This is a genomic window from Myxococcus sp. AM010, assembly GCF_013372585.1.
Taxonomy (GTDB): Bacteria; Myxococcota; Myxococcia; order Myxococcales; family Myxococcaceae; genus Myxococcus; species Myxococcus vastator.
The window spans coordinates 23,654-49,073 of sequence record NZ_JABXEO010000047.1 but is presented as its reverse complement, the minus strand read 5'-3'; the positions used below and the strand labels follow the sequence as shown (position 1 = coordinate 49,073).

Genomic DNA, 25,420 nt, shown 5'->3' with positions numbered 1-25,420 from the left:
CAAGCCACACGGACACGCTCCCTCCCGAGCTGCCCCGAGCTAGGCCTTCGACCGGGGCATCACGGCGTAGCGCAGCAGCACGACGCCGTTGGCGTAGACCTTGGTGGACTTCAGCTCCAGGTCCACCACCTGCCGCAGCGAGGACGTCAGGAGGATGCCCGAGCCGAGTATCAGCGGGTTCACCTTGAGCAGGACCTCGTCGACCAGCCCCTCGGCGAGCAACAGGCCGGCGAACACGCCACCGCCAGCCAGGTAGATGTCACCGCCCTCCCGCGACTTCAAACGCCGGACCTCGCCCACCGCGTCGTCCGACACCAGCGTCACGCGCGGGTCCGGGCGCTCCTTCATCGTGCGGCTGAAGACGTAGGTGTCCATCTTCGGGTACGGGTCCGTCACCCCCACCTTGAGGCCGACCTCGTAGGTGCGCCGGCCCATGAGCGCCGTCGCATAGGTCGCCAGCGACGCGACGTAGTCCGCGACGTGCTCGCTGTCCTGGATGAGGCGGTCCTGCATGAAGGCGCCGTAGGTATCGTCCTCGTGGGCGATGAAACCGTCGACGCTGGTGGCAACGTGGTACTTGAGCTTTCGCATACGTGTTCTCCATGCCGCGCGCGAAAAGGCGCCGGTCATTCGGGTTCAGTGAGACGACTGGGAGACACAGCGGGGACCCACGCATCCGGACAACAGCCCACGTCAACGCCACGGCACATCGGCCGGAGCGGCAAGGGCAATCACGGAAGCCTGGGTTAGCGAGCGGAGGTCATGGGACAGCGCCGTGAGGCGCCACGCATAAGTTACGCACACGACGACGCCCTCGGCAACCCCCGTCCAGGCAGGCAGCGGGGCGAAAGCACCATCCCCGCGTGGGAGACGAGGCTCGACTAGAGTCCCGCCCCGGACATGCCTCACGGTGCCGCACACACTTCGCGATGGCGTGACGCGCTGGGCTCGCTCTCCGCGCGGCTGCTGGTGGCGTTCCTCGTGCCTACCCTGCTCTTCGTCGCGGTGGCGGGCACCGCCGTCTACCAGCTCGCGCGCGTCATCCTGGAAGAGGAGCTGGGCACCAGCCTGAGCGGCATCGCCGCCGCCACCGCCACCCAGGTCCATGGCGAGCGGCTGCTGACCATCGAGCCCGGCGACGACGTGGCGAGCACCCGCACGTGGCGCAACTTCGTCCGCACCTTCGAGAACATCGCGGAGGCCAGCGGCGTGCGCCGCGTCTACGCCGTGGACACGCAGGGGCGGATGCGCGTGGACGTCGGGGGCGGGCTGCCAGTGGGCGCGGAGATGCCGGAGTTGGCGCGCGACAGGCTGGAGCTCACCCGCGTCTTCGCCGGGGAGCGCGCCGCCAGCCAGGTGCTCTTCACCGGCTCGGACGGGCGGCTCTACAAGACGGGGTATGCGCCCATCCTGTACGAGGGCCGCGTGGTGGGCGCCGTGGGCGTGGAGGGCAGCGCCGCCTTCTTCGGCCCCCTGCAGCAGCTGTCGCGCACCTACGCCGTCATGGGCGCGGTGGTGTTGGCCGTGCTCGCCGTCATCGCGGTGGTGACGGCGCGCGGGCTGGCCCGGCCGCTGCGGCGGTTGATGGCGTCCGCGCTGCGCATCGGTCGGGGCGACCTGACGACCCCGGTGCCACCGGAGCCCACGCTGGAGATCGGCGTCCTCGCGCGCGAGCTGGAGGACATGCGAGGCGCCCTGGAGAGCCGGGACCGACAGCTGAAGATGATGCTCGCGGGTGTGGCCCACGAGGTGCGCAACCCCATTGGCGGCATCGCCCTCTTCTCCGGAATCTTGAAGGAGGACCTCCAGGCCGGCGCCCACGCCGACGCGGGCGCGCACGTGGAGCGCATCCAACGCGAGGTCGCCTACCTCCAGCGCATCGTCGAGGACTTCCTCGCCTTCGCCCGCGAGCAGCCCCTGGCCCGCGCGCCCGTGGAGGCGCCGGCCCTGCTCTCCATCGCCTGCGAGCTGATGGCCGCCGAGGCCACCGCCCGCGACGTCGCGGTGGACATCGACGCTACCCCAGCGGTGCTGGAAGCCGACGGCAGCCTGCTCACCGCGGCGCTGGTCAACCTGGTGAAGAACGCGGTGCAGGCCTCGCCCCCGGGCGGACGTGTGCAGGTGTCCGGCGCGTCCAGCGGCGGCCACTACACCATCCAGGTCCGCGACACGGGCCCCGGCGTGCCCGGCACGGAGCGCGACCGCATCTTCGAGCCCTTCTTCACCACGCGCGAGAAGGGCACCGGCCTGGGCCTGCCACTGGCGCGCAAGATCGCGCTCGCGCACGGCGGCGCGCTGCGGCTGGACTCCGCGCCTGGAGACACGCGCTTCATCCTCACGCTGCCGCTGGGTGGGACGCCGGGCCACGGCGCTCCCGTCACCCCGCCGCGTTGAACTGCCGCGCCATCCGCGCCACCTCGTCCGAGACAACGCCCAGCGTGTCGGTGGCCTCCTGCGTGGACTCCAGCCGCTTCAGCGTGGCGTCCATGAGCTGCGACAGGTCCGCGATGGCGTCGAAGATTTGCGTGAAGCCGGCATCCTGCTGCGTCACCGCGGCGGCAATCTGCCGGGCCGCGGTGGAGTTCTCCTGGGCGATGCGAGACAGCTCCCGCAGCGAGTCCCCCGACGCCCGCATCTGGTCCAGCCCCGTGCCGATGGTCTGCACGCCGGCCTCGCCCATCTTCGCCGCGTCGCGGATGCCGGTGCTGATGTCCTGGAGGATGCCGCGGATGCGCCGCGTGGCCTGGATGGACTGGTCCGACAAGCCGCGAATCTCGCGGGCCACCACCGCGAAGCCACGCCCCTGCTCGCCCGAGCGCGCCGCTTCGATGGCCGCGTTGATTGCCAGCAGGTGGGACTGGTCCGCCAGGTCCTTCACCGACTCGGTGATTTCGCCAATCTGCGTGGTGCTCTGGGCCAGCCGAATCAGCCGCTCCTGGATGCCGTCCACCACGCGGCGGATGTCCGTCAGGCCGTTGAGGCTCCGCTCCACGGCGGCCTCGCCCTGCTGTCCCAGGGCCTCCGAGCGGCGGGCCACCTGGAGCACCTCCTCCGCCCGCTCGACGGCCATCAGCGACGTGCGTCTGATTTCCTCCGACGTCATCTGCGCCTCGTGCAGCGCGGACGCCTGACGGACCAGGCTCTGCTGGTGCTCATCCTGCGAGTCTCGCAGGTGGCGCCCCGCGCCGCTCAGCCGCGTGGCGGAGGCATTGAGCGACAGGGGCAATTGCCGCAGGCGGATGAGCACCGCGTTCATGCCAGCCGACAAGTCCCCCATCTCATCCGTGGACACCCAGGCGGGTGAGACGACGCGCCCGGCGGACAGTGCCTCGATGGCCACGCCCACCGTGCCCGCCGCGTGCGCCTGGCGACGCGCCAGCATCCAGGTGGTGACAGCGGGAATCGCCAGCAGCCCACCCACCCAGGCCAACCCGAAGGCCAGCTCCGCCGCCAGCAGCCCGCCCATGCCCATCAGCGTCTCCGCCGAACCGTGCGCGCCCTCCGCCACCAGCGCCCGGTGCAGCTCGTCCCGGACGCCTTGCAGCTTCACCAGCACCACGCACCCGCTCAGCACCAGCGCGCAGACGCTGGAGCCGATGAAGGTGACGGGCATGAACCAGGCCTGCCGTGGCCAGAAGAAGCCGCCGCCCTTGAGGGCCAGCGTCGGGTCCTTGCGCTGCTCCTCCAGCGCCACCGGCAACAGCAGCCGCTCCAGCGTGACGCCAATGGGAAAGCCCAACACCACGCCAAAGCAGATGCCGATGAGCGTGCCCACCACGACCAGGGACAAGTCCTTCTTCCACAACAGGCACACGTGGAGGCTGAACCAGAGGCCCCCCAGCGTCCACGCGCCCCATGAGGATGCGACCGCGGCGCGCCACGGCAGGCGCAGGATTCGCTCCAACCGCGCGCCGGGCGCATCCTCCGGCCGCTCCCGCAGCGCGCCGTCCACCAGCACGTGCAGCACCAGCGCGGGATAGGCGATGCCCAGGCCCACGATGATGGGCGGCAGCACCCACGCCACCGCAATCAGGCCTGCCCCGCCCGCCACACCCATGGCCATGCCATTGAGATACGCGGCGATGGGCGCCACCGGCAGCACCCACAACATGAACACCTTGAGCGCACGTCCCCGGTACTCCTGGATGACCTTGTCTTTGGCATTCATGTGGCACATCCCCCCGAGGACCGAGCCGGAAGTCCTCACCCGCAAGTACGGCACTCTCCACGCGAAGCGGACAGGCGGGTCATCCGGAAGCTGCCGCCTTCCGGACAGAGCGCGTGAAGCACGAGGCTCGCGAGCACACGCCGGGCCTCGAGGTGCGCGGGAGACACACCGGAGGCCTGTGCGTGGGTGTCGCGCGATTCAGTCGGGGCAGCACGCGTGGAGCGCGGCGGCATACATCCGCAGCGACTTCCTGGCGGCGGCCTGGACGCGGAAGGCCTCACCAGAATCCACGTCGGTGGACAGCTTGATGATTTCCAGCGCCTCCTCCGGGTGCTGGTCGTCATAACGCGCGTGCACCTTGAGCCACATCATCGAATGCGCGTCGATGCGCGCGCCGTCCACGGCATAGGCGCGGAAGGGCTCCACCACCTCGCGCGTCCACACACCGGTGATGCCCTCCACCGCCCAGTTGGACGCGGCCACGCCTTCGGCCAGTGTCCCGTGCGCGCAGGTGTCGAGCAGGAACTCGTGCAGCGCCCGCACCTCCGGCAAGGGGCGCTGGGTGAAGACGTCTTCCGGCGCCAGGCCAATGCCGCGCATCCAGTCGATGAACCACTCGGCGTGCTTCGCCTCCACGCCCAGGTTCTGCAGCAGCCAGCGGCGGGCGCTCGCGTCTCCGGGACGCTGACCGTAGGTCGTCTTCGCCAGTGACAGGCCCATGTACTTGGGGAAGGACTCGACGATGAGGAAGAAGTTGGCCAGCACCCGCCGCCAGTGACGCAGCGGCGGGCGCTGGCCGTCGGCCGTCGCGCGGAACAACGGAGGCCAGCAGGCCGCGCTCCACTCGTCCCGCAGGGACTCCAGCATCGACTCCAACCAGCGCGGGTGCGCGGTGGGCGTGAGCACAGGGGGGCTGTAACGGTGCGGCGCGGCGGACGACATGGGCACGGCTCCTGGCTTCCCGGCAGGTGACAGGCCGGCATGGCCTCCCTCACCCGCCCAAGCAGGACGGCATGGTTGCAATCGCCTCAGGCAGTCAGGCCGTGTTTTCCGTATTTTGTTTCAAATCCGGGTGCGGGCGCGCGCGCTCGGTCCGCGAAGCCACAGAGCCCCTGACCGCGAGGCCCTGCGCGCTTCCGCTTTCGAGCGCTTCAGGGCGCGGAGGCCACCACGCGCCGGGCCTTCTCCAGCATGCGGCGCAGGGGCGCCTCGTCCGCGTGCATCATGGCTTCGGCCCAGGTGAGCCACCGCACGCCGAAGGACTCCGCCGGGTCATGCGTCAGGGCGTCGGGGTCCTCCGCCACCACGAGGAAGCGCACGTCCAGGTGGTGGTGCTCCGGCTCGTCGCGGCGCGCGGGGATGGTGTGGATGTCCACGTCCAGCGGCCGAGGCGCGGACAGGTGCAGGGACACGCGACATCCCGTCTCCTCACGGGCTTCACGCAGCGCCGTGGCCTCCATGTGGCCCGCGTCCGTGACATCCGCGTGTCCTCCGGGCTGCAGCCAGCGCTGGAGCTTGCGGTGATGCAACAGGACGACGCGCGCGCCCGCTGGGTCCACCACCACCGCGCTGCCCGTGAAGTGAGCCTCCGGCTGCTCCCGGGAGAAGGGCCGCGCCAGTGAGCGGGCGAAGTGGCGCATGCGCTCCAGGTCCTCGCGCTCCTTCACGTCCTCGGGGACGTGGCGCTCGAGCAGGGCCAGGAGGGACGTGGCGGAAGAAACCTCGGAGTCCATGCCTCCCCGTACTGCTCCCGGACAGGCGGCGCCAGCACCTTCGCACGCCCGTGGCGTGTGACAACCTGCTGAGCCGGTGGAGCGAGCCGGTCCGGATGTGCTCTCATGCGGCGGCCCCAGGAGGCGGCCGGCCTCGGGTTGCAGGGAGAATCGACTCACGCCATGGCGCGCATCCTCGTCATCGACGACCACGACACGCTGCGTGAAGGGATGGCTGTCACCCTCACCCGCGCGGGCCACACCGTGTCCGCGGTGCGCAGCGGCCAGGACGGACTGGCCACCTACCGAAAGGCGCCGTTCGACCTGGTCGTCACCGACCTGAAGATGGACGGCATGGACGGCATCGAGGTGACCCGCTCGCTCAGGGCGCTGGATGCCGGCGCCGTCGTCATGGTGGTGACGGCCTTCGGAACCATCGAGACCGCGGTGCAGGCGATGCAGCAAGGCGCCTACGACTTCATCACCAAGCCCTTCCCGCCCGAGGTGCTGCGCGCCAAGGTGGACAAGGGGCTGGAGCTGGCCTCCACGCGCAAGCAGGTGGAGCGGCTCACGGCGCGCACCGCCGCACACGACACGGACGCGGCCCTCACGCACGGCAGCCTGGTGGGCGACAGCGAGCCCATGCAGCGGCTGGTGTCCCAGGTGCTCAAGGTGGCGCAGAGCGACGCCACGGTGCTGGTGCGCGGAGAGAGCGGCACCGGCAAGGAGCTGGTGGCGCGCATGCTCCACCAGCGCTCCCCGCGCCGAGACGGCCCCTTCATCGTCGTGCACTGCGCGGCGCTGGCGGAGTCGCTGCTGGAGAGCGAGCTGTTCGGCCATGAGCGCGGCGCCTTCACCGGCGCGGTGAAGCGCAAGCTGGGGCGCTTCGAGCTGGCCGACGGCGGCACGCTGTTCCTGGACGAGATTGGCGAGGTTCCCGCCTCCGTGCAGACGAAGCTCCTGCGCGTGCTCCAGGAGAAGGAAATCCAGCGCGTCGGCGGAGAGGACACGTTCAAGGTGGACGTGCGCGTGGTGAGCGCCACCCACCGGGACCTCCAGGCCGAGGTGAAGGCCGGGCGCTTCCGCGAGGACCTCTACTACCGCCTGCACATCGTTCCGGTGGTGCTGCCGCCCCTGCGCGAGCGGCCCGAGGACATCGCCCTGCTGGCCCGGCACTTCGTGGCCAAGCACGCCATGCGCGTGAACCGGCGCGTCATGGGCCTGGACGACAGCGCGCTGCGGGCCCTGGCCCGCCACGCGTGGCCTGGCAACGTGCGCGAGCTGGAGAACGTCATCGAACAGGCGCTCGTCTTCGCCGAAGGCGAGCAGCTCACCGACCTGGACCTGCCCTCACACCTCACCGCCAGCGGCACCCCGCGCGTCGAGGCGGGCCTGCCAGTGCTCCAGGGCGACCGGCCCCTGCCCGACATCCTGGAAGATTTGGAGCGCCAGCTCATCGCCCGGGCCTATGAGAAGGCCAGCGGCGTGAAGACGGAGACGGCCCGTCTGCTAGGTATCAAGACGTCCGCGCTGTACTACAAGCTGGAGAAGTACGGCTTCCTCCCCAAGGGAACGCCGCCCGAGGAGCGCTGATCCTCGAAAATCTGTCATCCGTCCCCGCCCCCCATGACTTTTCACCGGTATCCCACCTCCGCCCCTGTCCCCCTGGATGCGCCAGGTGTCCGGAATTGTTGGGCGCCGAGTGGCCGCGAACCCCGGGGATGGGCAAGCAGGCTGGCACCCACCTTGCTCTGGGGCTGTCGTTGATGAATCTCCGCGCCCTCGCCCTCCTGCTGAGCCTGCTGCTGGCCATGCCCGGTCAGGCCGCGTCCGGGCTGGAAGCGATGCGGGGGCGGGCCCAGTCGGCGCGCGCGGAGACCCGCTCCCTGCGGGGTCAGCAGCAGAGCCTGCGCGACGAGCTCAACGGGCTGGCGGCGCGCATCGAAACGCTGAAGGCGCGGCGCCAGGGCCGGCTGATGGCGGGGACGGAGCTGGAGGACGCGCTGCGGCGCTCGCAGGAGCTGAGCGGGCAGCTCACCGGACTGGCGCAGGCCGTCGTCGCGGCGGAGGGCGAAGCGGAGCGCGCGCACCTGGCCCTGCACACGGCGCTGTCGGACGAGCTGTCGCGGCTGCTCGCGGCGTGGGAAGGCACGGCGGACCGGGGGCAGCGGGAGACGCTGTTGGAGGCGGTGCGCTCGGTTCGCGCCGAGCGGGAAGCCATCCGCGCCGCCCTGCCCGCGTCCCAGGTGCCCTCGCTGGACAAGGCCACCGCGGGCGGTGATGACCCCGAGGATTTGCTGGCCCAGGCGGACACGCTCCGCGACACCCGGGACAAGGTGCGCGAGCGGCTGAAGGCGCTGCGCGGCCGCATCACCGAGGTGCGCGAGGAGCGCGACCTGGACCGCCGCATGAACGACTTCCTCGGCGAGGAGTCGATGTTCGACGACCAGGACCGGCGGCTGCGGCTGCGCATGGGCAGCGACCGGAGCATCCAGGTGGAGCGCTCCGTGCCCGGCCCCGGTGCGCCTTCCTTCCAGGATGGCAGCTCCGACGCGCCGCCTCCCAACATGGGCGGACGCCCCGATGAAGGCGTCGACCCGAGCCGCCCCCCTTATCCGACGCCGTTGTCGGCCCGGGCCACGGACCGGCGGCCCCAGGTTGAAACGCCGCGCGCCCAGGACCTGGCGGCGGGTGGACCCGTGGACCTGGCGGCGCTGGAGGCCGAGGCCGCGCGGCTGGAGACGCTGGCCGGGGAACTGGAAGGCCGCGCCACGAAGCTGGAGCGGCGCGCGCAGGAGCTGGGCGCCCCCTGAGGGACGTGCCTCCCGGCACCGGACTACAAGAGCCCGGTCTCCACCTGGAGCTTCACCACCGCCTGCAGCCGCACCTCGCGCGCCGGCATGATGCCGCGGCCGCGGATGATGATGCTCATGGACGGCGCGGAGACGAAGGGCTGCAGCTCCACGTTGTCCACGCGCAGCGACAGCACGGGGTTGGGCGGCCTCAAATCCAGCGCGGACACGTCCTGGCGCGCCGCGATGCGCGCCTCCCGGTCTCCCGCGCGGGCATAGAACTCCACTGAGTCCAGGAAGCGGAGGTCCTGGTCATTGGGGTTGAGGACCTTGAGCGTGAGGGACTCCACCTTGACGGACGTCACCTCGCTCTTGCGAATCCCCTGGTTCTTGAAGTCCTGGTTCTTGTCGAAGTCCATCCCCGCGAAGCTGCTGATGGCGGGGAGGCCGTTGAGGGGCGTGTCGACGCCAGGCGTGCCCGCGGGCACGGTCGACTCCCCCTTCACCTCGGTGGTGAAGGAGGAGGAGGCGCAGGCGGACAGGCCCAGCCAGGCCACCGCGAGAAAGGACACAAGGCGCATGGGCCCAATGTAACGGGCCGCCGGGGGCGGCGTCACCGGTGGGAGCGCCCGGACGGCCGCCCCTGCCCTCCTGCGACGGGGTATGGTGCGCGCGCCGTGGTCCGCTCCTTCGCGCCGCTCCTGCTCGTCCTCGCCATGCTCGCCGCCGGCCGTGCGCCCGCGGCGGAGTGGGACGGCGCACTGAGGGGCACCGGCCGCCTGCTGCTGGACACCAACGCGCCTCGGGACTTCTCCGACGCGTTCACCGCCAGCGCGGAGCGGGACTTCGCCTTCAGCCTGCTGGGCTCCGCCGAGGGCCGCGGCGCCTTCGAGCGTGCCCAGCTGGTGGGCCGCTACGAGCTGGGCACGCGTTTGTACGTCCTCTACCAGGACGAGAACACGCTGGTGCAGTCGGGCGCGGTGGAGGCCTCACACGCCGTGGGCACGGCGCTGGGAATCGGCCTGGAGGGCCACGCGAAGGACCGGCGGGGCGGCTCTCGCTCGTACTCGGACCTGGGGGCCACGGCCTTCCTGGAGTACGCACCGGACGTCAGGCTGGCGCTGCGAGTGCGGGCAGGCGCCCGGCGCTTCGTGTACCGACCGGACCCCACCGCCAACTTCGGAGGCCCCGAGGTGGGTGTGCTGGGCCGCTACCGCTTCGACCGCCGGCACAACCTGTCCGTCTTCGGCGACTGGAACTCCCGGCGCTTCGGCACCCAGCCCCGGGCACGCCCGCCGGGGACGGGGGGCGGCTCGGGACTCCTCCCCGGCCGCCGTCAAGACGGGGCCCTGACGGCGGGAGCGTCGTACACCTACCGGGGCCCGGTGGCCCTGGGGCTGACGTACGCCTTCCAGGAGGTCTCCTCCAACAGCTACGGCGAGACAATCCGCCGGCACCGGGTGTCGGCCAACGCCGGCGTCCGGCTGCCCTGGCGGGTGACCCTGCTGGCGCAGGGCTCGCTGGGCGTCATCCAATATCCGGACGGCATCTACCTCTCCCCGGAAATCATCCTGGTGGAAGAGGACGAGGGGCAGAACTCGCTCTCGGTGAAGCTGGCCCGGCCGCTGACGGCGGCGCTGGACGTGGAGGTGTCCTGGGGCATCTGGAGTACCCGGCTGCCCCGCAACGAGCTCACCTACACGCGCCAGGTCTTCAGCACCGGCTTCACCTGGCGCTACTGAGGGCGCGGCCTACGAAAGGTCCGCGATGCGCTCGTCGATTTCCTCGGCGAGGCCCGCGTGCCCCTGGGACAGGGCGTGCTCCCGGGCCCGGCCCAGCACCTCGCGCGCCTTGTCGGGCTCCCCCGCCCCCGCCCAGGCGTCCCCCAGGGCCACCATGGCGGCCGCATAGGTGGAGTCCAACCGGACGGCGGACTCCAGGGCGTGGGCGGCCTCCGGGTACTGCCGCCGCTCCAGGTACAGCTTCCCGAGGGAGAAATGGCTCATGGGGGAGTCCGGGAAGTCCGCCACCATCTTCTTGAACTGTTCCAGCCGGGCGTCGCTCATGGACACCAGCAGATAGAGGACCGCTTCCGTGTTGCCAAGGGTGCGGTAGGGTGCGCCGCACATGGCCACGAAGAAGAAGACGACCGCGAAAAAGACCACCACCCGGGCCCCGGCGGCCCGGAAGAAGACGGTATCGGGCAGGACGCCCGCGAAGAAGAAGGTCCCCGCCGCCAGGAAGTCGGCGCCGAAGGCCCCCGCCAAGGCGCCCGCGAAGAAGAAGAAGGCGAAGCTCCCAGTTGCCTCGTCCCAGAAGGCGGGCCCCGCGGAGAACCCGGCCGCCAAGGCGCTGGCGCACCGCATCGGCCACCTGCTGGTGGACAAGAAGGCGGAGGACGTCGTCATCCTCGACGTGCGCGGGATGACGTCCTACGCGGACTACTTCGTCATCGCCTCCGCGGAGACGGACCGCCAGGTGAGCGCCATGGCGGAGAACGTCCAGGTGCAGCTCAAGACGGGCGAAGGCAACCTGCGTCCCATCGGCACCGAGGGCTTCGAGACGGGCCAGTGGGTGCTGCTCGACTACGGCGAGGTGGTGGCGCACCTGTTCCTCACGGACCTGCGCGCGCACTACGACCTGGAGGGCCTCTGGGCCGACGCGTCGCGGGAGAAGCTGGCCTGAGGTGAAGGTCCGGCTCCTCTCCATCGGCAAGGACCGCTCGGGCCTGTATGAGCCCGCGGTCCAGGAGTACGCCCGGCGCCTGGGTCACTACACCCGCTTCGAGTTGGTGGAGTTGGCGGAGGCCAGCGGCAAGCGGCTCAAGCCCGGCGACGCGAAGGCCGCCGAGGCCGAGGCGATTCTCTCCAAGCGCAAGCCGCAGGACTGGCTGGTGGCCCTGGACGAGCGCGGCGCGCTGCTCGACTCCGTCGAGCTGAGCCGCTACGTCGGCAAGGCGCAGACAGGCGCCAAGGACCTGCTGCTCGTCATTGGCGGGGACGAAGGGCTCGACACGCGCGTTCGGGACGCGGCGAACCTCACGCTGTCCCTGTCGAAGATGACGCTGCCTCACCGGCTGGCGCGCGTGGTGCTCATCGAGCAGCTCTACCGCGCGTTCACCATCCTCAAGGGCGAGCCGTACCACAAGTAGGCGGCCGGGCACGCGCCCCGGCGCCACCGTCAGGCGTGGCGCGCAGGTGCCGTCAGCCCGGGCATGCGCACTGACGCCTCTTCTGGAAATCTCCCCACTTCCGCGCCTCAGGCGCCCGTGCGTGTCATTGCCTCTGCCCAGTCCTGGGTGGAAGGCGAGGCGGTACGGCAACTCGAAGCCATGGCCCGCCTGCCAGGCATGAAGCTGGCGGTGGGCCTCCCGGACCTGCACCCCGGCAAGGGGGCTCCGGTGGGCGCGGCCTTCACCTCCGAAGGCTTCCTCTATCCCTATCTGGTCGGCAGTGACATCGGCTGTGGCATGGGCCTGTGGAACGTGGACCTGCTGGCCCGCAAAGCCAAACCCGAGCGTTGGGCCGGCAAGCTGGACCTGGAAGGCCCGTGGACGGGCGACGCGGAAGGCTTTCTCCAGGAGCACGGCGTGAAGTCCTCGGGCTTCGAGGCCGCGCTGGGCACGGTGGGCGGCGGCAACCACTTCGCGGAGCTGCAGCGCGTGGACGCGGTCCATGACGCGAAGGTCTTCACCGCCCTGGGCTTGTCCGCGGACCGCTTGCTGCTGCTGGTGCACTCCGGCTCGCGCGGTCTCGGCGAGGCCATTCTCCGGGCCCATGTGGACCGGCACGCGGCGGGCGGGCTCGTGGATGACTCGCCCGAGGCGCGGCGCTACCTCACCCGGCATGACCACGCGGTGGCCTGGGGCCAGGCCAATCGTGCCCTGGTGGCGCGGCGCATGCTGGACGGCATCGGCGCCCTGGGCCAGCGGGTCCTGGACGTGTGCCATAACAGCGTCACTCCACGGCGTGACACGGGCCGGACGCAGTGGCTGCACCGCAAGGGCGCGGCGCCGTCGGACGAAGGGCCGGTGGTGATTCCCGGCAGCCGGGGCGCACTCAGCTACCTGGTGGTTCCCACGGGGGAGGGCCACACCAGCGCGCACAGCCTGGCGCATGGCGCGGGCCGCAAGTGGACGCGCTCCTCCGCCCGGGAGCGCATGCGCGAGCGCTTCACCGCGGAGTCCCTCACGCGCACCGCTTTCAAGAGCCACGTGGTGTGTGAGAACAAGGACCTCCTCTTCGAGGAAGCGCCGCCCGCGTACAAGCCCATCGACCGCGTGGTGACGGACCTGGTGGAAGCGGGACTGGTCCGCGTGGTGGCCACGCTGGCCCCCGTCCTCACATACAAGACGCGCGCCCGGCCGGAGTGACGCGGCCCACTGACGGACGGAACCCGAGGCGGAGTGGAACCTGACGCAAGGCGTTGCGCGCTCGCCGGCGCTCACCGTGCTCCGCGCGAGGCTTCCGCGTTGGCACCGGCATCGCACGCCTGGGAAGCGAGCAACCGACCCTCTGGGCGAGGCACCTCGTGGACCCGGCTGGGCGCGCTGCCCGCGCCTCAGCAAGGCGCGCCCACTTTTTGTCCTCTCCCGTCTGGCACCTGCATGGTTAGGGTTCGGAGCATGACGCCCGCGCACAAGGTCCTGCTCTGCATCCTGGATGGTTGGGGTATCCGCCAGGAGCGTGACAACAACGCCATCGTCCTGGCCGGCACGCCGCACCTCGACAAGCTGGCGAGCCCCTACCCCTTCACCGAGCTGCAGACGGCGGGGCTGGCCGTGGGCCTGCCCGAGGGGCAGATGGGCAACTCCGAGGTGGGCCACACCAACATCGGCGCGGGGCGAATCGTCTACCAGGACCTGGTGCGCATCAACCGCGCCGCGGAGTCCGGAGAGCTGGCGCAGAACCCCGTGCTCCGCGCGGCGCTGGACGGCGTGAAGGCGGACGGCAAGGCGCTGCACCTGCTGGGGCTGGTGTCGCCCGGCGGCGTCCACTCGTCCATGGACCACCTGTTCGCGCTGCTCAAGGCCGCGAAGGAACGCAACGTGGCCCAGGTCTACGTGCACGCGTTCCTGGACGGGCGTGACACGCCGCCGCAGAGCGCGCTGGGCTACGTGGAGGAATTGGAGCGCTTCCTCCATGAGACGCACACCGGTCGCATCGCCACCGTGAGCGGGCGCTACTACGCCATGGACCGCGACAAGCGCTGGGACCGGGTGCAGCAGGCCTACGAGGCGCTGGTGCTCGGCCGTGGCCCCAAGGCGCCGGATGCGTTGAGCGCCATCCGCGCGTCCTACGCGGAGAAGGTCACCGACGAGTTCGTGAAGCCCACGGTGCTGGCCGGCGGCGACGGCGCGCCGGTGGGCCGCATCCAGGACGGCGACGCGGTGCTCTTCTTCAACTTCCGCGCGGACCGCGCGCGGGAGCTGACGCAGGCCCTGGCGTTCCCGGAGTTCAAGGAGTTCGACCGGAGCGGGCTGCGGCTGGGGCGCTACGTCTGCATGACCCAGTACGACGAGACGTTCAAGCTGCCGGCGCTCTTCGAGCCAGACCAGCCGCAGGACATCTTCCCGGAGCTGCTGGCGCGTCAGGGCCTGCGCCAGTTCCGCACGGCGGAGACGGAGAAGTACGCGCACGTCACCTTCTTCTTCAACGGCGGCCGAGAGGTCGTCTACGCGGGCGAGGACCGGCACCTGGTGCCCAGCCCGCGCGACGTGAAGACGTATGACTTGAAGCCGGAGATGTCCGCCTACGAGGTCACGGCCGAGCTGGTGAAGCGGCTCGACTCCGGGAAGTACGACTTCGCGCTGGTGAACTTCGCCAACCCGGACATGGTGGGCCACAGCGGCCGGCTGGACGCGGCGATGAAGGCGGTGAAGGTGGTGGATGAATGTCTGGGCGCGCTGGGCAAGGCGTGCGAGCGCAACGGCTGGGTGCTGGCCATCTCCGCCGACCACGGCAACTGCGAGCAGATGGTGGACCTGGTGACGGGCGAGCCCCACACCGCGCACACGCTCAACCCGGTGCCCTTCCACCTCATCCACCCGGACTTCCGGGGGCAGAAGCTGCGCCCGGGCATCCTCGCGGACATCGCTCCCACCCTGTGCAAGGTGATGGGACTGCCGCAGTCCAAGGAGATGAACCGTCAGGGCCTGCTGCCGTGATGCGCGCGGGGCACGGCCCGTGCTGAAGGCCCTGCTGGACGTGCTCTATCCCCCTTCGTGCCTCGCGTGCACGAAGGTGCTGCCGAGCCCCGAGGGCTTCTTCTGCGAGACGTGCGACACCGCGGTGGAGCGGCTTCCTCCCGCGTGCTGCCGCACCTGCGCTGAGCCCGGCGCGTTTCCCGGGGGCACGTGTCCCCGGTGCCGTGCCGCCCCGCCGCCCTTCACCCGCGCCTGGGCGCCCTTCGCGCATGAGGGGCCCCTGGCGCGCGCCATCCACCGGTTCAAGTACGAGGACCACCCCAACCTCGCGGGCCCGCTGGGAGAGTTGCTGGCGGGAGAGGCGCACCGCTTCCTCAGCCATGCACCCGAGCTGGTGGTCGCGTTGCCACTGCACACGCGTCGCTATCACGCGCGCAAGTACGACCAGGCGCAGTTGCTGGCGGGCGCGCTGGCGAAGGCCACGGGGCGCAAGGCGCCGGTGGGCTTGCTGACGCGGCACCGTGAGACACAGCGGCAGGTGGGGCTGAGCGAGGCGGAGCGGGCAAGCAACGTCGCGGGGGCGTTCGCCGCGTCATCCCGTGTCTCGGGGCAGCGCGTGCTGCTGGTGGACGATGTGTTCACCACCGGAGCCACCGCCCGGGCGGCGGCCTCGGCCCTGCTCGAAGCGGGCGCCGTTCAGGTAGAGATGCTGACGCTGGCTCGAGCCTTCAGCCTGGAGTGAGCGGACGGCGCCCAAGGGCTACTTCTGGGAGGCCCGGACCCGCTCCAGCTCGACCTGGAGTTCGGCCACGCGGCGCTCCGCGTCTTCTCGCTGGTGGGCTTCCTCTTCCGCGCGCTGTTCGAGCCACGGGATGACGCGGCGAACGCTTCCGACACGCGGGACCTGAATCACCGCATAGCCGCGTTCGCGTCCTGGAGTGAGGCATCCCATGACGCGGACGCTCAACGCACACGGCCCCACTCTCCGCCTCTCCTGAAAGAACCGCGTTCATCAGCGAATTGCCACACGCAAGGACTCTGGCCCCGGGGCTGACTGGCGTTAGCGTCAGCCCATGCGCTCGCTCCTCCCACTTGCACTCGCGGTCGCCGTCCTCCGCTGCGCCCACGCGCCCGAGACGCCCCCCGCCGCTCCCGTCACCGCCGCCCCCGAGTGGCCCGAACCCCAACCTCCCGCGCTGCGGCTGCCCGACTCGGTCCGCCCCACGCGCTACGCGCTCGACCTGAAGCTGCTGCCCGCCGAGCCCACCTTCTCCGGCAGCGTCAGCATCGACGTGGACGTGAGCGAGCCGGTGCGCCAGGTCTGGCTGCACGGGCAGGACCTGGAAGTCTCGCAGGCCCGCATCGAAGCGGGAGGCCGCACCCTGGAGGCCCGGCCCGTCACCGCCAGCGAAGGGCGGCTCGGCCTGCTGCTCCCCGAAGCGCTCGCGCCTGGCAAGGCGCGCATCCACCTCACCTTCACCGGCAAGGTCGACCGCGAGCGCAGCCAGGGCCTCTACGCCGTGGAGGAAGGCGGCGAACCCTACCTCTACACCTTCTTCGAGCCCGTCGACGCGCGCCGCGCCTTCCCCTGCTTCGACGAGCCGGGCTTCAAGGTGCCCTGGACGCTGCGCATCACCGCCAAGGAGGACCACGTCGCGCTCGCCAACCACCCCATCGTCTCGCGCGAGAAGCTGCCGGGGGGCCTCGCGCGCGTCACGTTCGCCGAGAGCAAGCCGATGCCCAGCTACCTCGTCGCGTTCGTGGTGGGCCCCTTCGACGTGGTGGACGCGGGCACCGCGGGCCGCGACGCCGCGCCGCTGCGCTTCATCGTGCCTCGCGGCCGGGGAGCGGAGACGGCCTACGCGGCCAGCGTCACGCCGCGCATCGTCACGCTGATTGAAGACTACTTCGACATGCCGTACCCCTACGAGAAGCTCGATGTCGCGGTGGTGCCGCGCTACTGGGGCACCATGGAGCACCCGGGCCTCGTGGCGCTCGGCCAGCCCCTGACGCTCATCCGCCCCGGCGAGGAGACGCTCGCGCGCCGCAAGTGGTACGTGAACATCGCCAACCACGAACTGGGGCACTACTGGTTCGGCAACATCGTCACCTGCCAGTGGTGGGACGACATCTGGCTCAACGAGTCGCTCACCTCGTGGCTAGACCGCAAGACGGTGGACCCGTTCGACCCGAGCTGGGGCTTCGGCCTGGAGCAGAGCACCCAGTCCGCCAGCTTCGCGCTGGAGACGGACACGCTCGCCGCCACGCTGCCGGTGAGCAAGCCCGCCAACACGCATGACGAGGTGCTGGGCGCGTTCGACAACGGCACCACGTACGCCAAGGGCTCGGCCATCATCGACATGTTCGAGGCGTGGCTCGGTGAGGAGCGCATGCGCGACCTGCTGCGCGGCCACATCCGGAAGCACGCATGGGGCGCGACCACGTCGGAGGACTTCGCCGCCACGCTGTCGGACGCCGCGGGGCCGGACGTCGCGCGCGCCTTCCGCAGCTTCATTGACCAGCCGGGCGCGCCGCGCATCGCCGCCGAGCTGCAATGCCAGCCGGGCGCGCCCGCGAAGCTGAAATTCACCCAGGAGCGCTACGTCCCCGCGGGCTCCACCGCCAGCAAGGACCAGACGTGGACCATCCCGGTGTGCGTGCGCGCCGGCTCCGGCAAGACGTCCGAGCGCACATGCACGCTGCTCACCGGGACCACGAGCGAGCTGGCGCTGCCCGGTAAGAGCTGCCCGTCCTGGGTGCTGCTCAACGCGGGTGGCACCGGCTACTACCGCTCCGGCTACACGCCCGGGCAGCTCACCCGCGTGCTGGCCGCGCCCGAGGAGGCGCTGACGGTGCGCGAGCGCCTGACCCTGCTGTCCGACATGGAGGCCGGGGTGCGCCGGGGTGACCTGCCCTTGGGTGAGATCCTGCGCTACGTCCCCACCACGGCCAAGGCTGAACACCGCCTCATCCGGCAGCGCGGCGCCTGGCTCCTGAACTTCGTGCACGAGGAGCGGCTGTCCGACGATGAGCGCGCGCGCTATCGGCAGTGGGTCGCCGCGCTGTACGGCCCGCAGGCCCGCTCGCTGGGCTGGGAGCCCAAGCCCAGCGACGACGACGCGGTGAAGTCGCTGCGCCCCCACCTCCTGGCATTGGCGGCGCTGGGCGGCGAGGACCCGGCCCTGGTCCAGGAAGCGAACCGACTGGTGAAGGCGTGGCTGGCGGACCGGAAGTCCGTCCATCCAGAAGCCGTTCCCCTCGCGCTGAGGGTCGCGGCTCGGAACGGCGACAAGGCCCTCTTCGACACGCTGCTCGCTCGCGCCCGCGCCACCGAGGACCGGACCGAGCGCAGCCGTGTCTTCACCACCCTGGGCGCCTTCCGAGACCCGGCGCTCGTGCGCGAGGCGCTCGCGCTGGTGGTCGGCAGCGAGTTCGACGTGCGCGACACCCGGCCCATCCTCGCGGGGGCCATCACGACGCCGCGGACACGGGCGCTCGCCTGGACATTCTACCAGGAGCACTTCGACGCGCTCGCCAGCCGAATGCGCTCGGACGAAGTCGCCGGGCTCATTGGACTGGTGGGCACGCTGTGCGATGAGCAGACCGCCGCCGAAGCGGAGGCCTTCCTCACGCCCCGCACGGCGAAGCTGGAGAACGCGCCTCGCGCCCTCACCCGCGCCCTGGAGTCCATCCGCCTCTGCGCCGCGTCCAGCACGCTGAACGAGCAGAGCGTCAGGGACTTCCTGAAGAAGCCCCCCGCGCTGTCAGGCGCGCGCTGAGGGACTCCACGGCGGGCGAGGTGTCCCCCTGGCGCATCGCCTCGCCGGCCCGGAGTGCGTTAGACATGCACGCATGTTCGACGTCGCGCGCTACCTGGAGCGAATCGGCGTGGGGGCGGCGCAGTCCCTCGCGGGGCTGCACCGGGCCCACCTGGAGGCCGTGCCCTTCGAGAACCTGGACATCCACCTGAAGCGGCCCATCCGGCTCGACACGGACGCCTTCTTCGAGAAGGTCGTCGTCCAGCGGCGCGGCGGCTTCTGCTACGAGCTCAACGGCCTCTTCGCCCGGCTGCTGACGGCGCTGGGCCACCGGGTGACGCTGCTGTCCGCGGGCGTCGCCACGTCACCGGACGGCAGCGCCTACGGCCCCGACTTCGACCACCTGGCCCTCCAGGTGGAAGACGGCCAGGGACGCTGGTTGGCGGATGTCGGCTTCGGTGAGTGCTTCACCGAGCCCCTGCGCCTGGACACCCACGACGTCCAGGTGCGCGCCGGACGCGCCTACCGGCTCTCCCCGGCGGGTGACGACCTCATCCTCTGGAGTGAGAAGGCCGCGGGCTGGGAGGCCGAGTACCGCCTCTCCCTCGTGCCCCGCCAGCTCGCGGACTTCGAGGGCATGTGCCGCTACCACCAGACCTCCCCGGACTCCATCTTCACCCAGCGGCGGCTGTGCACCCGGGCGACGCCGGAGGGGCGCGTCACCGCCAAGGAGGGCACGCTCGTCCTGACCCGGAGCGGGGTTCGGACGGAGCTGCCTCTCGCCGACGAAGACGCCCTGCGGCGCGCGCTCGTCGAACACTTCGGCGTCATCCTCCCAGCTTCGACGTAAGGCGCACCTGTCCCCACCCCACCCCCCATCGTAGGATGGCGATGCAGGGAAGCCCTCGCAGGGTTCGCCTGTTCATCCGCGTCGACGCCCCTCCCCGGGGCTGGCGCCCCTCACCGTAGCCGCCCACCCAGGAGAACGGATGTCCCGCTTCACATTGCTGGCCGCAGTCTTCGTGCTCACCTGCCCGCTGTGGGCGCAGGCGAAGCCGGCCGCGGATGAGACCGCTCGCGTCCATGCGGCCGAGGCGATGAAGCAGGCCTCCTCCCCCCGAGGCGCCGCCAGCCTGCTGAAGATGCACGCGCTGGTGGACGAGGTGGAGGACCTCACGCCCCTGCTGAGCACCTACGCCTACGTGGCCTCCCGCCGCAGCTCCGACGCGAACACCCGCGCCACCGCGCAGATGCTCCTGCTGGACACCGAGCGCGCCCGGGGCCGGCTGGTGCGCGCCAACGAGGTGAAGCAGTGGCTGGGCTACGTGGGCGACTACTACGTCACCGGCGGCTTCGAGAACGAAGGCAAGGCCGGCTGTGACACCGACTTCGGCCCCGAGGCCGCCAACCTGGACCTGTCCGCCACCTACCCCGCGGCCAAGGGCGGCAACACCACCTGGCGCAAGCTGACGGCGAACACCGCGGATGGCTACATCGACCTGGCCACCGCCATCCGCCCCAACCGCGAGGCCGTGGCCTACGCCGTCACCTGGCTGGAGGCGCCCCAGGAGTCGCGCGTGTCGCTGGGCGTGGGCACGTCCGGCGCGTTCCGCCTGTGGGTGAACGGGCAGCTCGCCGCGAAGGAGGACCGCTACAACCTGCCGCGCCCGGACCAGTCCCGCGTGTCCGTGAAGCTGCGCAAGGGCCTCAACCGCGTGCTCGTGAAGGTGTGCCAGGAGTCAGGCCCACTGGGCTTCTACCTGCGCCAGGAGTCGTCCACCGTGCGCGCGACGCTGCCGGCGAAGGCGCCCGCCCTGGAGCGCGGCGCCGCGCCGCAGCCGCAGGCGCTGCCCACCCTCACCTCCGCCCTGCGGGCCCTGGTGGAGAAGCACCCGGATGACGCCGCGCTGCGCGGCGACTACGCCCGGGTGCTGAGCTTCTTCCGCGCCTACGACGAGCGCGAGCACACCGCCAGCGCCGAGGCCGCGCGCGCCGCGGAGGAAGCCCCCAAGGACGCCGGCCTCCAGTTGCTCGCCGCCCAGACGCAGCGGGATGACCTGAACGAGCGCCGCCGCTTCCTGGAAGCCGCCATCGCCGCCGACCCCGCCATGCCGGAGGCGCGGGTGGCGCTGGCCGACCACGAGCTGGACCGCGGCCATCCCGAGCGCGTACAGGCGCTGGTGGCGCCCGTGCTGGAGAAGACGCCGGATGACGTCAACGCGCGGCTGGTGCTGGCGCGCGCGCATGAGGCCCTGGGCGAGCGCCCCAAGGCCCACGCCCTGCGGGAGGAGACGTTCCGCCTGCAGCCCCGCGTGCCTCGCGCGGTGCGCGCCGCGGCGCAGGTGGCCCGGCAGCTCGACCGCGGCCGCGAGGCCATGGACCGGATGCGCGTGGTGCTGGCGCTGCGCTTCGACGACACCACCATGCGCCACATGCTCGCCACGATGCTGGCGGAGGCCGGACAGGTGGAGTCCGCCCAGCGCGAGTACGCGCAGCTGGTGAAGCTCAACCCCTTCGACAATGGCTCCCGCGTGCGGCTGGCGGAGCTGAAGGCCAGCAACGGCGCGGTGGAGGAGGCCGTCGCCCTCTTCGCCGAGGCCCGCGCGCTGTCCCCGGACGAGCCGGAGGTCTACGAGCGCGAGGGCCGCGCCCTGCTGGCCGCGGGCCGCCGCGAGCCCGCGCTGGCCTCGTTCGAGCGCTCCCTGGTGCTGCGCCCGCAGAACCCGGGCCTGAAGGAGGCCCTGCGCACCCTCAAGGGGGAGAGCACCGGCACCGGCATGCAGTACCTGGTGGACGCCCAGCCGCTGGCCAAGGAGGCGGATGCCTACGTCCACGAGGACGCCCTCTACCTGGTGGACAACACCTACGTGCGCGTCCAGCAGAGCGGCCTGTCCAGCCGCCTGCGCCAGACGGTGGTCAAGGTCTTCAACGCGCGCGGCGTGGACGCGTTCCGCACCGTCCCCGTCACCTATTCGCCGGACCGCCAGGAGGTGCGCGTGCTGCGCGCCCGCGTCATCAAGGCGGATGGCTCCGTGGTGGAGAGCTACGGTGAGAACGAGCGCAACATCAACGAGCCGTGGACGGGCATGTACTACGACGCCCGCGCCAAGATTCTCTCCTTCCCGTCGCTGGCGGCGGGCGACACGCTGGAGTTGACGTACCGCCTGGACGACACCGCGCAGGACAACCTCCTGTCGGACTACTGGGGTGACGTGGAGAGCGTTCAGGGCGTCTACCCGAAGGTGCGCTTCCAGTACCTGGTGGACATGCCGAAGGAGCGGCCCCTGTACTGGAACAAGAGCAAGCTGACCGGCGTGGCGAGCGCGCAGGAGCCGCTGGACGCCGGCCGCGTGCTGTACCGCTGGAACTCCCAGCACGTCGCCAAGGTGGTGCCAGAGCCCGGTATGCCTGGCTGGGCGGAGGTGGCGCAGAACCTCCACGTCTCCACCTACCAGACGTGGGACCAGGTGGGCCGCTACTGGTGGGGCCTGGTGCGCGACCAGCTCCAGCCCAACGCGGAGCTGCGGCAGACGGTGGACCAGGTGCTCCAGGGCGTGGACCGCAAGAATGAGCTGGCGGTGGTGCGCGCCATCTACAACTTCGTGGTGACGAACACGCGCTACGTGGCGCTGGAGTTCGGCATCCACGGCTTCAAGCCCTACCGCGTGGACCGGGTGCTGGCGCGCCGCTTCGGCGACTGCAAGGACAAGGCGAGCCTCATCCACTCCATGCTGCAAGTGGCGGGCGTGGAGAGCCGGCTGGTGCTGCTGCGCATGCGCAACCTGGGCGCCATTGGCGAAGAGCCCGCGAGCCTGGCGGCCTTCAACCACGCCATCGCCTACGTGCCCAAGTTCGACCTGTACCTGGACGGCACCGCGGAGTTCCACGGCGCCAACGAGCTGCCCAGCGCGGACCGGGTGGCCAACGTGCTGGTGGTGGAGCCCAACGGCAAGAGCACCTTCCTCACCACGCCGGAGGCGAAGGCGGCGGACAACACCACGCGCATGTCGCTGGACGTGACGCTCCGCGCGGACGGCGGCGCTGAAATCACCGGCGCCACCTCCGTGGGCGGGCAGCAGGCGCCGGACTACCGCCGCGCCTACCGGCCGGAGGCCACGCGCAAGTCCACCTTCGAGCGCGCCTGGGCGCAGAGCTTCCCCGGCCTCACGGTGCACGAGGTGAAGCTGAGCGACACCACGCGGCTGGATGACAACGTGGCGCTGGACTTCAAGATGAGCATCCCGCGCTACTCGGAGGTGCTGCCTGGCGGCATGCGCTTCTTGCCCTTCGGCACCGGGCGCACCTACCAGCAGGCCTATGCGTCGCTGGCCCAGCGCCGCTTTGATTTGGTGATGTCCAGCCCGTGGACCAACGGCTTCCTCCTGCGCTACGCGCTGCCCGCCGGCTGGACGGTGGCGGAGCTGCCCCAGGCGGTGGAGGAGACGACGAAGTTCGGCCACCTCAAGCTGAGCTACCGCCTGGAGGGCGGCAAGCTGGTGGCCGAGGGCGAGGTGGCCCTCACCACCGCGCGCGTGTCCGCGGACGACTACCCCGCGTTCCGTGAGTTCCTCGGCCGCGTGGACCGCGCCTTCGGCCGCCGGGTGTTCGTCCAGAACGCGGCCAACCGCACCGCGTCCTCGACGCCGTAGCGAACCCTGGGCGGGCTCCTGGAGCGGCTACGGCTCCAGCAGCCCCGCCAGCAGCGCGCGGACCTCGGTCGGGCCCTTCACCCGGAACGCCGCGCGCGTGGGCTTGTTGCCCGCGTGGATGGTGAGCCCGCCGGGCGGGATGGACGCGAAGAGGTCCTCGTCCGTGCGGTCATCGCCAATGGCCACCACGAGGGCGCCGGGCGCCGCGCCCTTCGTGGCCTCGCCCACCACGCGGCCCTTGTGCACCCCCTGTGGACGAATCTCCACCACCTTGTCCCCGGGGAGGATGTCCATGGACTGCCCGGCGAACTTCTCCGCCAGGTACAGCCGCAGCTCGCGGGACTGGATGGCGCCGAACTCCGCGTCCACCAGGCGGTAGTGCCACGCCAGCGACGCCGTCTTCTCCTCCACGAAGGAGCCCGGCACGCGCGCGGAGAAGGTCTCCAGTTCGGGCCGCACGCGCTCCTTCCAGTCGAACGTCACGCCCTCCAGCATCCGCCACGTCTCACCTGGCGCCGGGCGGGACCACAGGCCGTGCTCGGCATACAGGCCCATGGCCAGGTCGCCCAGCCACTCCTCCAGCGTCTCCTTGGGTCGGCCGCTGACGATGCTCACCGAGATTCCGGGCTGCGCCACCAGCTTCGCCAGCAGCGCCTTCAGCGCCGCATCCGGCGCGGCCAGCTCCGGCCGGGGCGCGTAGCCCACCAGCGTCCCGTCGTAGTCCAGGAGCAGTTGCAGCCGCTCTGCCTGCTTCATCTGCGCCAGCGCCTCGGGCGCGCCCGCCTCCGCGCGCACGGCCACCGCGGGCAGCGACTGGAGCCGGTCCAGGAAGGACGACGTCCACCAGTGCACGTCCCGCGACTTCACCTGCTTTCGCAGCGTGTGCATGCGCGTGCGGCGCTCCTCCTCCGCCATCCCCAGCGCCTTCTCGATGGCGTCCGCCATGGCGTCCACGTCATAGGGGTTGACGATGAGCGCGCCCCCCAGCTCCGCCGCGGCGCCCGCGAACTCGCTGAGCACCAGCACGCCGTCGTCATCCGGACGCGCCGCGCAGAACTCCTTCGCCACCAGGTTCATCCCGTCCCGCACCGGCGTGACGAGCATCACGTCCGCGCCCCGGTACAGTCCCACGAGCTGCCGTTCGTTGAACGAGCGGTAGAGGTAGTGCACCGGCACGTTGTGCACCGTGCCGTACAGCCCGTTGATGCGCCCCACCAGCTCGTTCACCAACTCGCGGTAGTTGGCGTACGCCTCCACCTGGGTCCGGCTGGGCACCGCGACCTGGATGAAGCGCAGGCGGCTACGCCACGCGGGCGTTCGCTCCAGCACGCGCTGCACCGCCAGGAGGCGCCGCGGAATGCCCTTGGTGTAGTCCAGCCGGTCGATGCCCAGCAGGATGCGCTGTCCTTCGGAGGACCGGCGCAGGTTCACCACCTCCTCCAGCATGCCGGGCTCGCTCGCGATGGACTCGAAGGCCTGCGCGTCGATGCCCATGGGGAAGGCACCCACGCGCACTTCGCGCCCCTCCCAGATGACGCGGTCGATGTCCGTGTCCAGCCCGAGGTGCCGCAGCAGCGCTCCGGAGAAGTGCCGCACGTAGTTCACCGTGTGGAAGCCGATGAGGTCCGCGCCCAGCAGCCCCTTCAGCAGCTCGCGCCGGCGCGGCAGCGTGCTGAAGATCTCCGACGACGGGAAGGGGATGTGGTGGAAGTAGCCGATGCGCGCGCCGGGCAGCCGCTGGCGCAGCATCCCGGGCACCAGCATGAGCTGGTAATCATGGACCCAGATGGTGTCCCCGGGCTCGTAGTGCTTCGCCACCAGGTCCGCGAAGCGCTCGTTGACCTTCCGGTACACCTCCCAATCGCGGTCCTGGCGCGGGATGCGCTCCAGCATGTAGTGGCACAGCGGCCACAGGACGCGGTTGGAATAGCCTTCGTAGTAGCGGCTCACCTCGCTGGCGGACAGCGTCAGCGGCACGCAGCGCTGCTCCGCGAGCTGGGCGTCCACGCGGGCGCGCTGGTTTTCCGTCAGGCGGGAGACATCCCCGGGCCAGCCAAGCCACAGCCCTCCCGAGCGTTCGTGGGGACGGCGAAGGCCAGTGGCCAGGCCCCCCGCGCTGCGGACCACGGAGACAGTGTCCTTCTCCACCTTGACGGTGACAGGAAGCCGATTCGAGACGAGTAGGAGTCGGGACAT

General features: G+C 70.9%; 20 protein-coding genes. 12 read left to right on the top strand and 8 right to left on the bottom strand.

Annotated elements, in window-relative coordinates; genetic code table 11:
* Positions 1-39: 39 nt before the first annotated feature.
* Complete coding sequence (locus HV826_RS21410; RefSeq protein WP_176418877.1) at positions 40-591, bottom strand: dihydrofolate reductase family protein; 552 nt, start codon at positions 589-591, stop codon at positions 40-42.
* 309 nt (positions 592-900) lie between these two features.
* On the opposite strand from HV826_RS21410, the gene HV826_RS21405 reads away from it, so the two are divergent.
* Positions 901-2,394, top strand: coding sequence for a HAMP domain-containing sensor histidine kinase (locus HV826_RS21405; RefSeq protein WP_176418876.1), 1,494 nt, complete (start codon positions 901-903; stop codon positions 2,392-2,394).
* Here HV826_RS21405 and HV826_RS21400 read toward each other — a convergent pair.
* From HV826_RS21400 to HV826_RS21390, 3 genes are all read right to left on the bottom strand, one after another.
* Complete coding sequence (locus HV826_RS21400) at positions 2,378-4,177, bottom strand: methyl-accepting chemotaxis protein (protein ID WP_176418875.1); 1,800 nt, start codon at positions 4,175-4,177, stop codon at positions 2,378-2,380. The genes HV826_RS21405 and HV826_RS21400 overlap by 17 nt on opposite strands.
* Positions 4,178-4,366: 189 nt before the next feature.
* Positions 4,367-5,110, bottom strand: coding sequence for a TenA family transcriptional regulator (locus tag HV826_RS21395; RefSeq protein ID WP_176418874.1), 744 nt, complete (start codon positions 5,108-5,110; stop codon positions 4,367-4,369).
* Positions 5,111-5,319: 209 nt separating this feature from the next.
* Positions 5,320-5,901, bottom strand: coding sequence for an NUDIX hydrolase (locus tag HV826_RS21390; protein WP_176418873.1), 582 nt, complete (start codon positions 5,899-5,901; stop codon positions 5,320-5,322).
* A 162-nt stretch (positions 5,902-6,063) separates the two neighbouring features.
* Between HV826_RS21390 and HV826_RS21385 the strand changes: the two genes are divergently transcribed.
* Positions 6,064-7,473, top strand: coding sequence for a sigma-54 dependent transcriptional regulator (locus HV826_RS21385; RefSeq protein WP_176418872.1), 1,410 nt, complete (start codon positions 6,064-6,066; stop codon positions 7,471-7,473).
* 173 nt (positions 7,474-7,646) lie between these two features.
* Positions 7,647-8,693: a TetR family transcriptional regulator gene (locus tag HV826_RS21380; RefSeq protein ID WP_255217338.1), complete on the top strand. Its 1,047-nt coding sequence runs from the start codon at positions 7,647-7,649 to the stop codon at positions 8,691-8,693.
* Between the two features lie 23 nt (positions 8,694-8,716).
* Here the strand turns inward: HV826_RS21380 and HV826_RS21375 are convergent, their stop codons facing one another.
* Positions 8,717-9,253, bottom strand: coding sequence for a hypothetical protein (locus HV826_RS21375; protein WP_176418870.1), 537 nt, complete (start codon positions 9,251-9,253; stop codon positions 8,717-8,719).
* A 96-nt stretch (positions 9,254-9,349) separates the two neighbouring features.
* On the opposite strand from HV826_RS21375, the gene HV826_RS21370 reads away from it, so the two are divergent.
* Entirely contained in the window at positions 9,350-10,414 is a 1,065-nt protein-coding gene (locus HV826_RS21370; RefSeq protein WP_176418869.1) for a hypothetical protein, read from the top strand.
* Between the two features lie 9 nt (positions 10,415-10,423).
* On the opposite strand, the gene HV826_RS21365 is transcribed toward HV826_RS21370, so the two are convergent.
* The gene (locus HV826_RS21365) at positions 10,424-10,801 is read right to left on the bottom strand and encodes a lipopolysaccharide assembly protein LapB (protein WP_176418868.1); all 378 of its coding nucleotides are present in this window, start codon (positions 10,799-10,801) and stop codon (positions 10,424-10,426) included.
* On the opposite strand from HV826_RS21365, the gene rsfS reads away from it, so the two are divergent.
* The 5 genes from rsfS to HV826_RS21340 all read left to right on the top strand — a co-directional run bounded on the left by rsfS (position 10,800) and on the right by HV826_RS21340 (position 15,559).
* Positions 10,800-11,357 (top strand): ribosome silencing factor, encoded by a 558-nt coding sequence (rsfS, locus tag HV826_RS21360; RefSeq protein WP_176418867.1) that lies wholly within the window; start codon positions 10,800-10,802, stop codon positions 11,355-11,357. The genes HV826_RS21365 and rsfS overlap by 2 nt on opposite strands.
* Before the next feature lies 1 nt (position 11,358).
* On the top strand, positions 11,359-11,823 hold the full coding sequence (locus tag HV826_RS21355) for a 23S rRNA (pseudouridine(1915)-N(3))-methyltransferase RlmH (protein WP_176418866.1): 465 nt from the start codon (positions 11,359-11,361) through the stop codon (positions 11,821-11,823).
* A gap of 63 nt (positions 11,824-11,886) precedes the next feature.
* Positions 11,887-13,044 (top strand): RNA ligase RtcB family protein, encoded by a 1,158-nt coding sequence (locus tag HV826_RS21350; protein ID WP_176418865.1) that lies wholly within the window; start codon positions 11,887-11,889, stop codon positions 13,042-13,044.
* A gap of 252 nt (positions 13,045-13,296) precedes the next feature.
* A complete protein-coding gene (gpmI, locus tag HV826_RS21345; RefSeq protein ID WP_176418864.1) occupies positions 13,297-14,838 on the top strand; it encodes a 2,3-bisphosphoglycerate-independent phosphoglycerate mutase in 1,542 nt (513 codons plus the stop codon).
* 19 nt (positions 14,839-14,857) lie between these two features.
* On the top strand, positions 14,858-15,559 hold the full coding sequence (locus HV826_RS21340; protein WP_176418863.1) for a double zinc ribbon domain-containing protein: 702 nt from the start codon (positions 14,858-14,860) through the stop codon (positions 15,557-15,559).
* Positions 15,560-15,577: 18 nt separating this feature from the next.
* On the opposite strand, the gene HV826_RS21335 is transcribed toward HV826_RS21340, so the two are convergent.
* Positions 15,578-15,730, bottom strand: coding sequence for a hypothetical protein (locus HV826_RS21335; RefSeq protein WP_255208266.1), 153 nt, complete (start codon positions 15,728-15,730; stop codon positions 15,578-15,580).
* Between the two features lie 160 nt (positions 15,731-15,890).
* On the opposite strand from HV826_RS21335, the gene HV826_RS21330 reads away from it, so the two are divergent.
* The 3 genes from HV826_RS21330 (at position 15,891) to HV826_RS21320 (ending at position 23,224) form a co-directional block, all read left to right on the top strand.
* On the top strand, positions 15,891-18,596 hold the full coding sequence (locus HV826_RS21330; protein WP_176418862.1) for a M1 family metallopeptidase: 2,706 nt from the start codon (positions 15,891-15,893) through the stop codon (positions 18,594-18,596).
* Between the two features lie 73 nt (positions 18,597-18,669).
* Entirely contained in the window at positions 18,670-19,425 is a 756-nt protein-coding gene (locus HV826_RS21325; protein ID WP_176418861.1) for an arylamine N-acetyltransferase, read from the top strand.
* Positions 19,426-19,564: 139 nt separating this feature from the next.
* Positions 19,565-23,224, top strand: a complete 3,660-nt coding sequence (locus HV826_RS21320) for a DUF3857 domain-containing protein (protein ID WP_176418860.1) — start codon at positions 19,565-19,567, stop codon at positions 23,222-23,224.
* A gap of 27 nt (positions 23,225-23,251) precedes the next feature.
* Here the strand turns inward: HV826_RS21320 and HV826_RS21315 are convergent, their stop codons facing one another.
* A complete protein-coding gene (locus HV826_RS21315; RefSeq protein WP_176418859.1) occupies positions 23,252-25,420 on the bottom strand; it encodes a bifunctional alpha,alpha-trehalose-phosphate synthase (UDP-forming)/trehalose-phosphatase in 2,169 nt (722 codons plus the stop codon).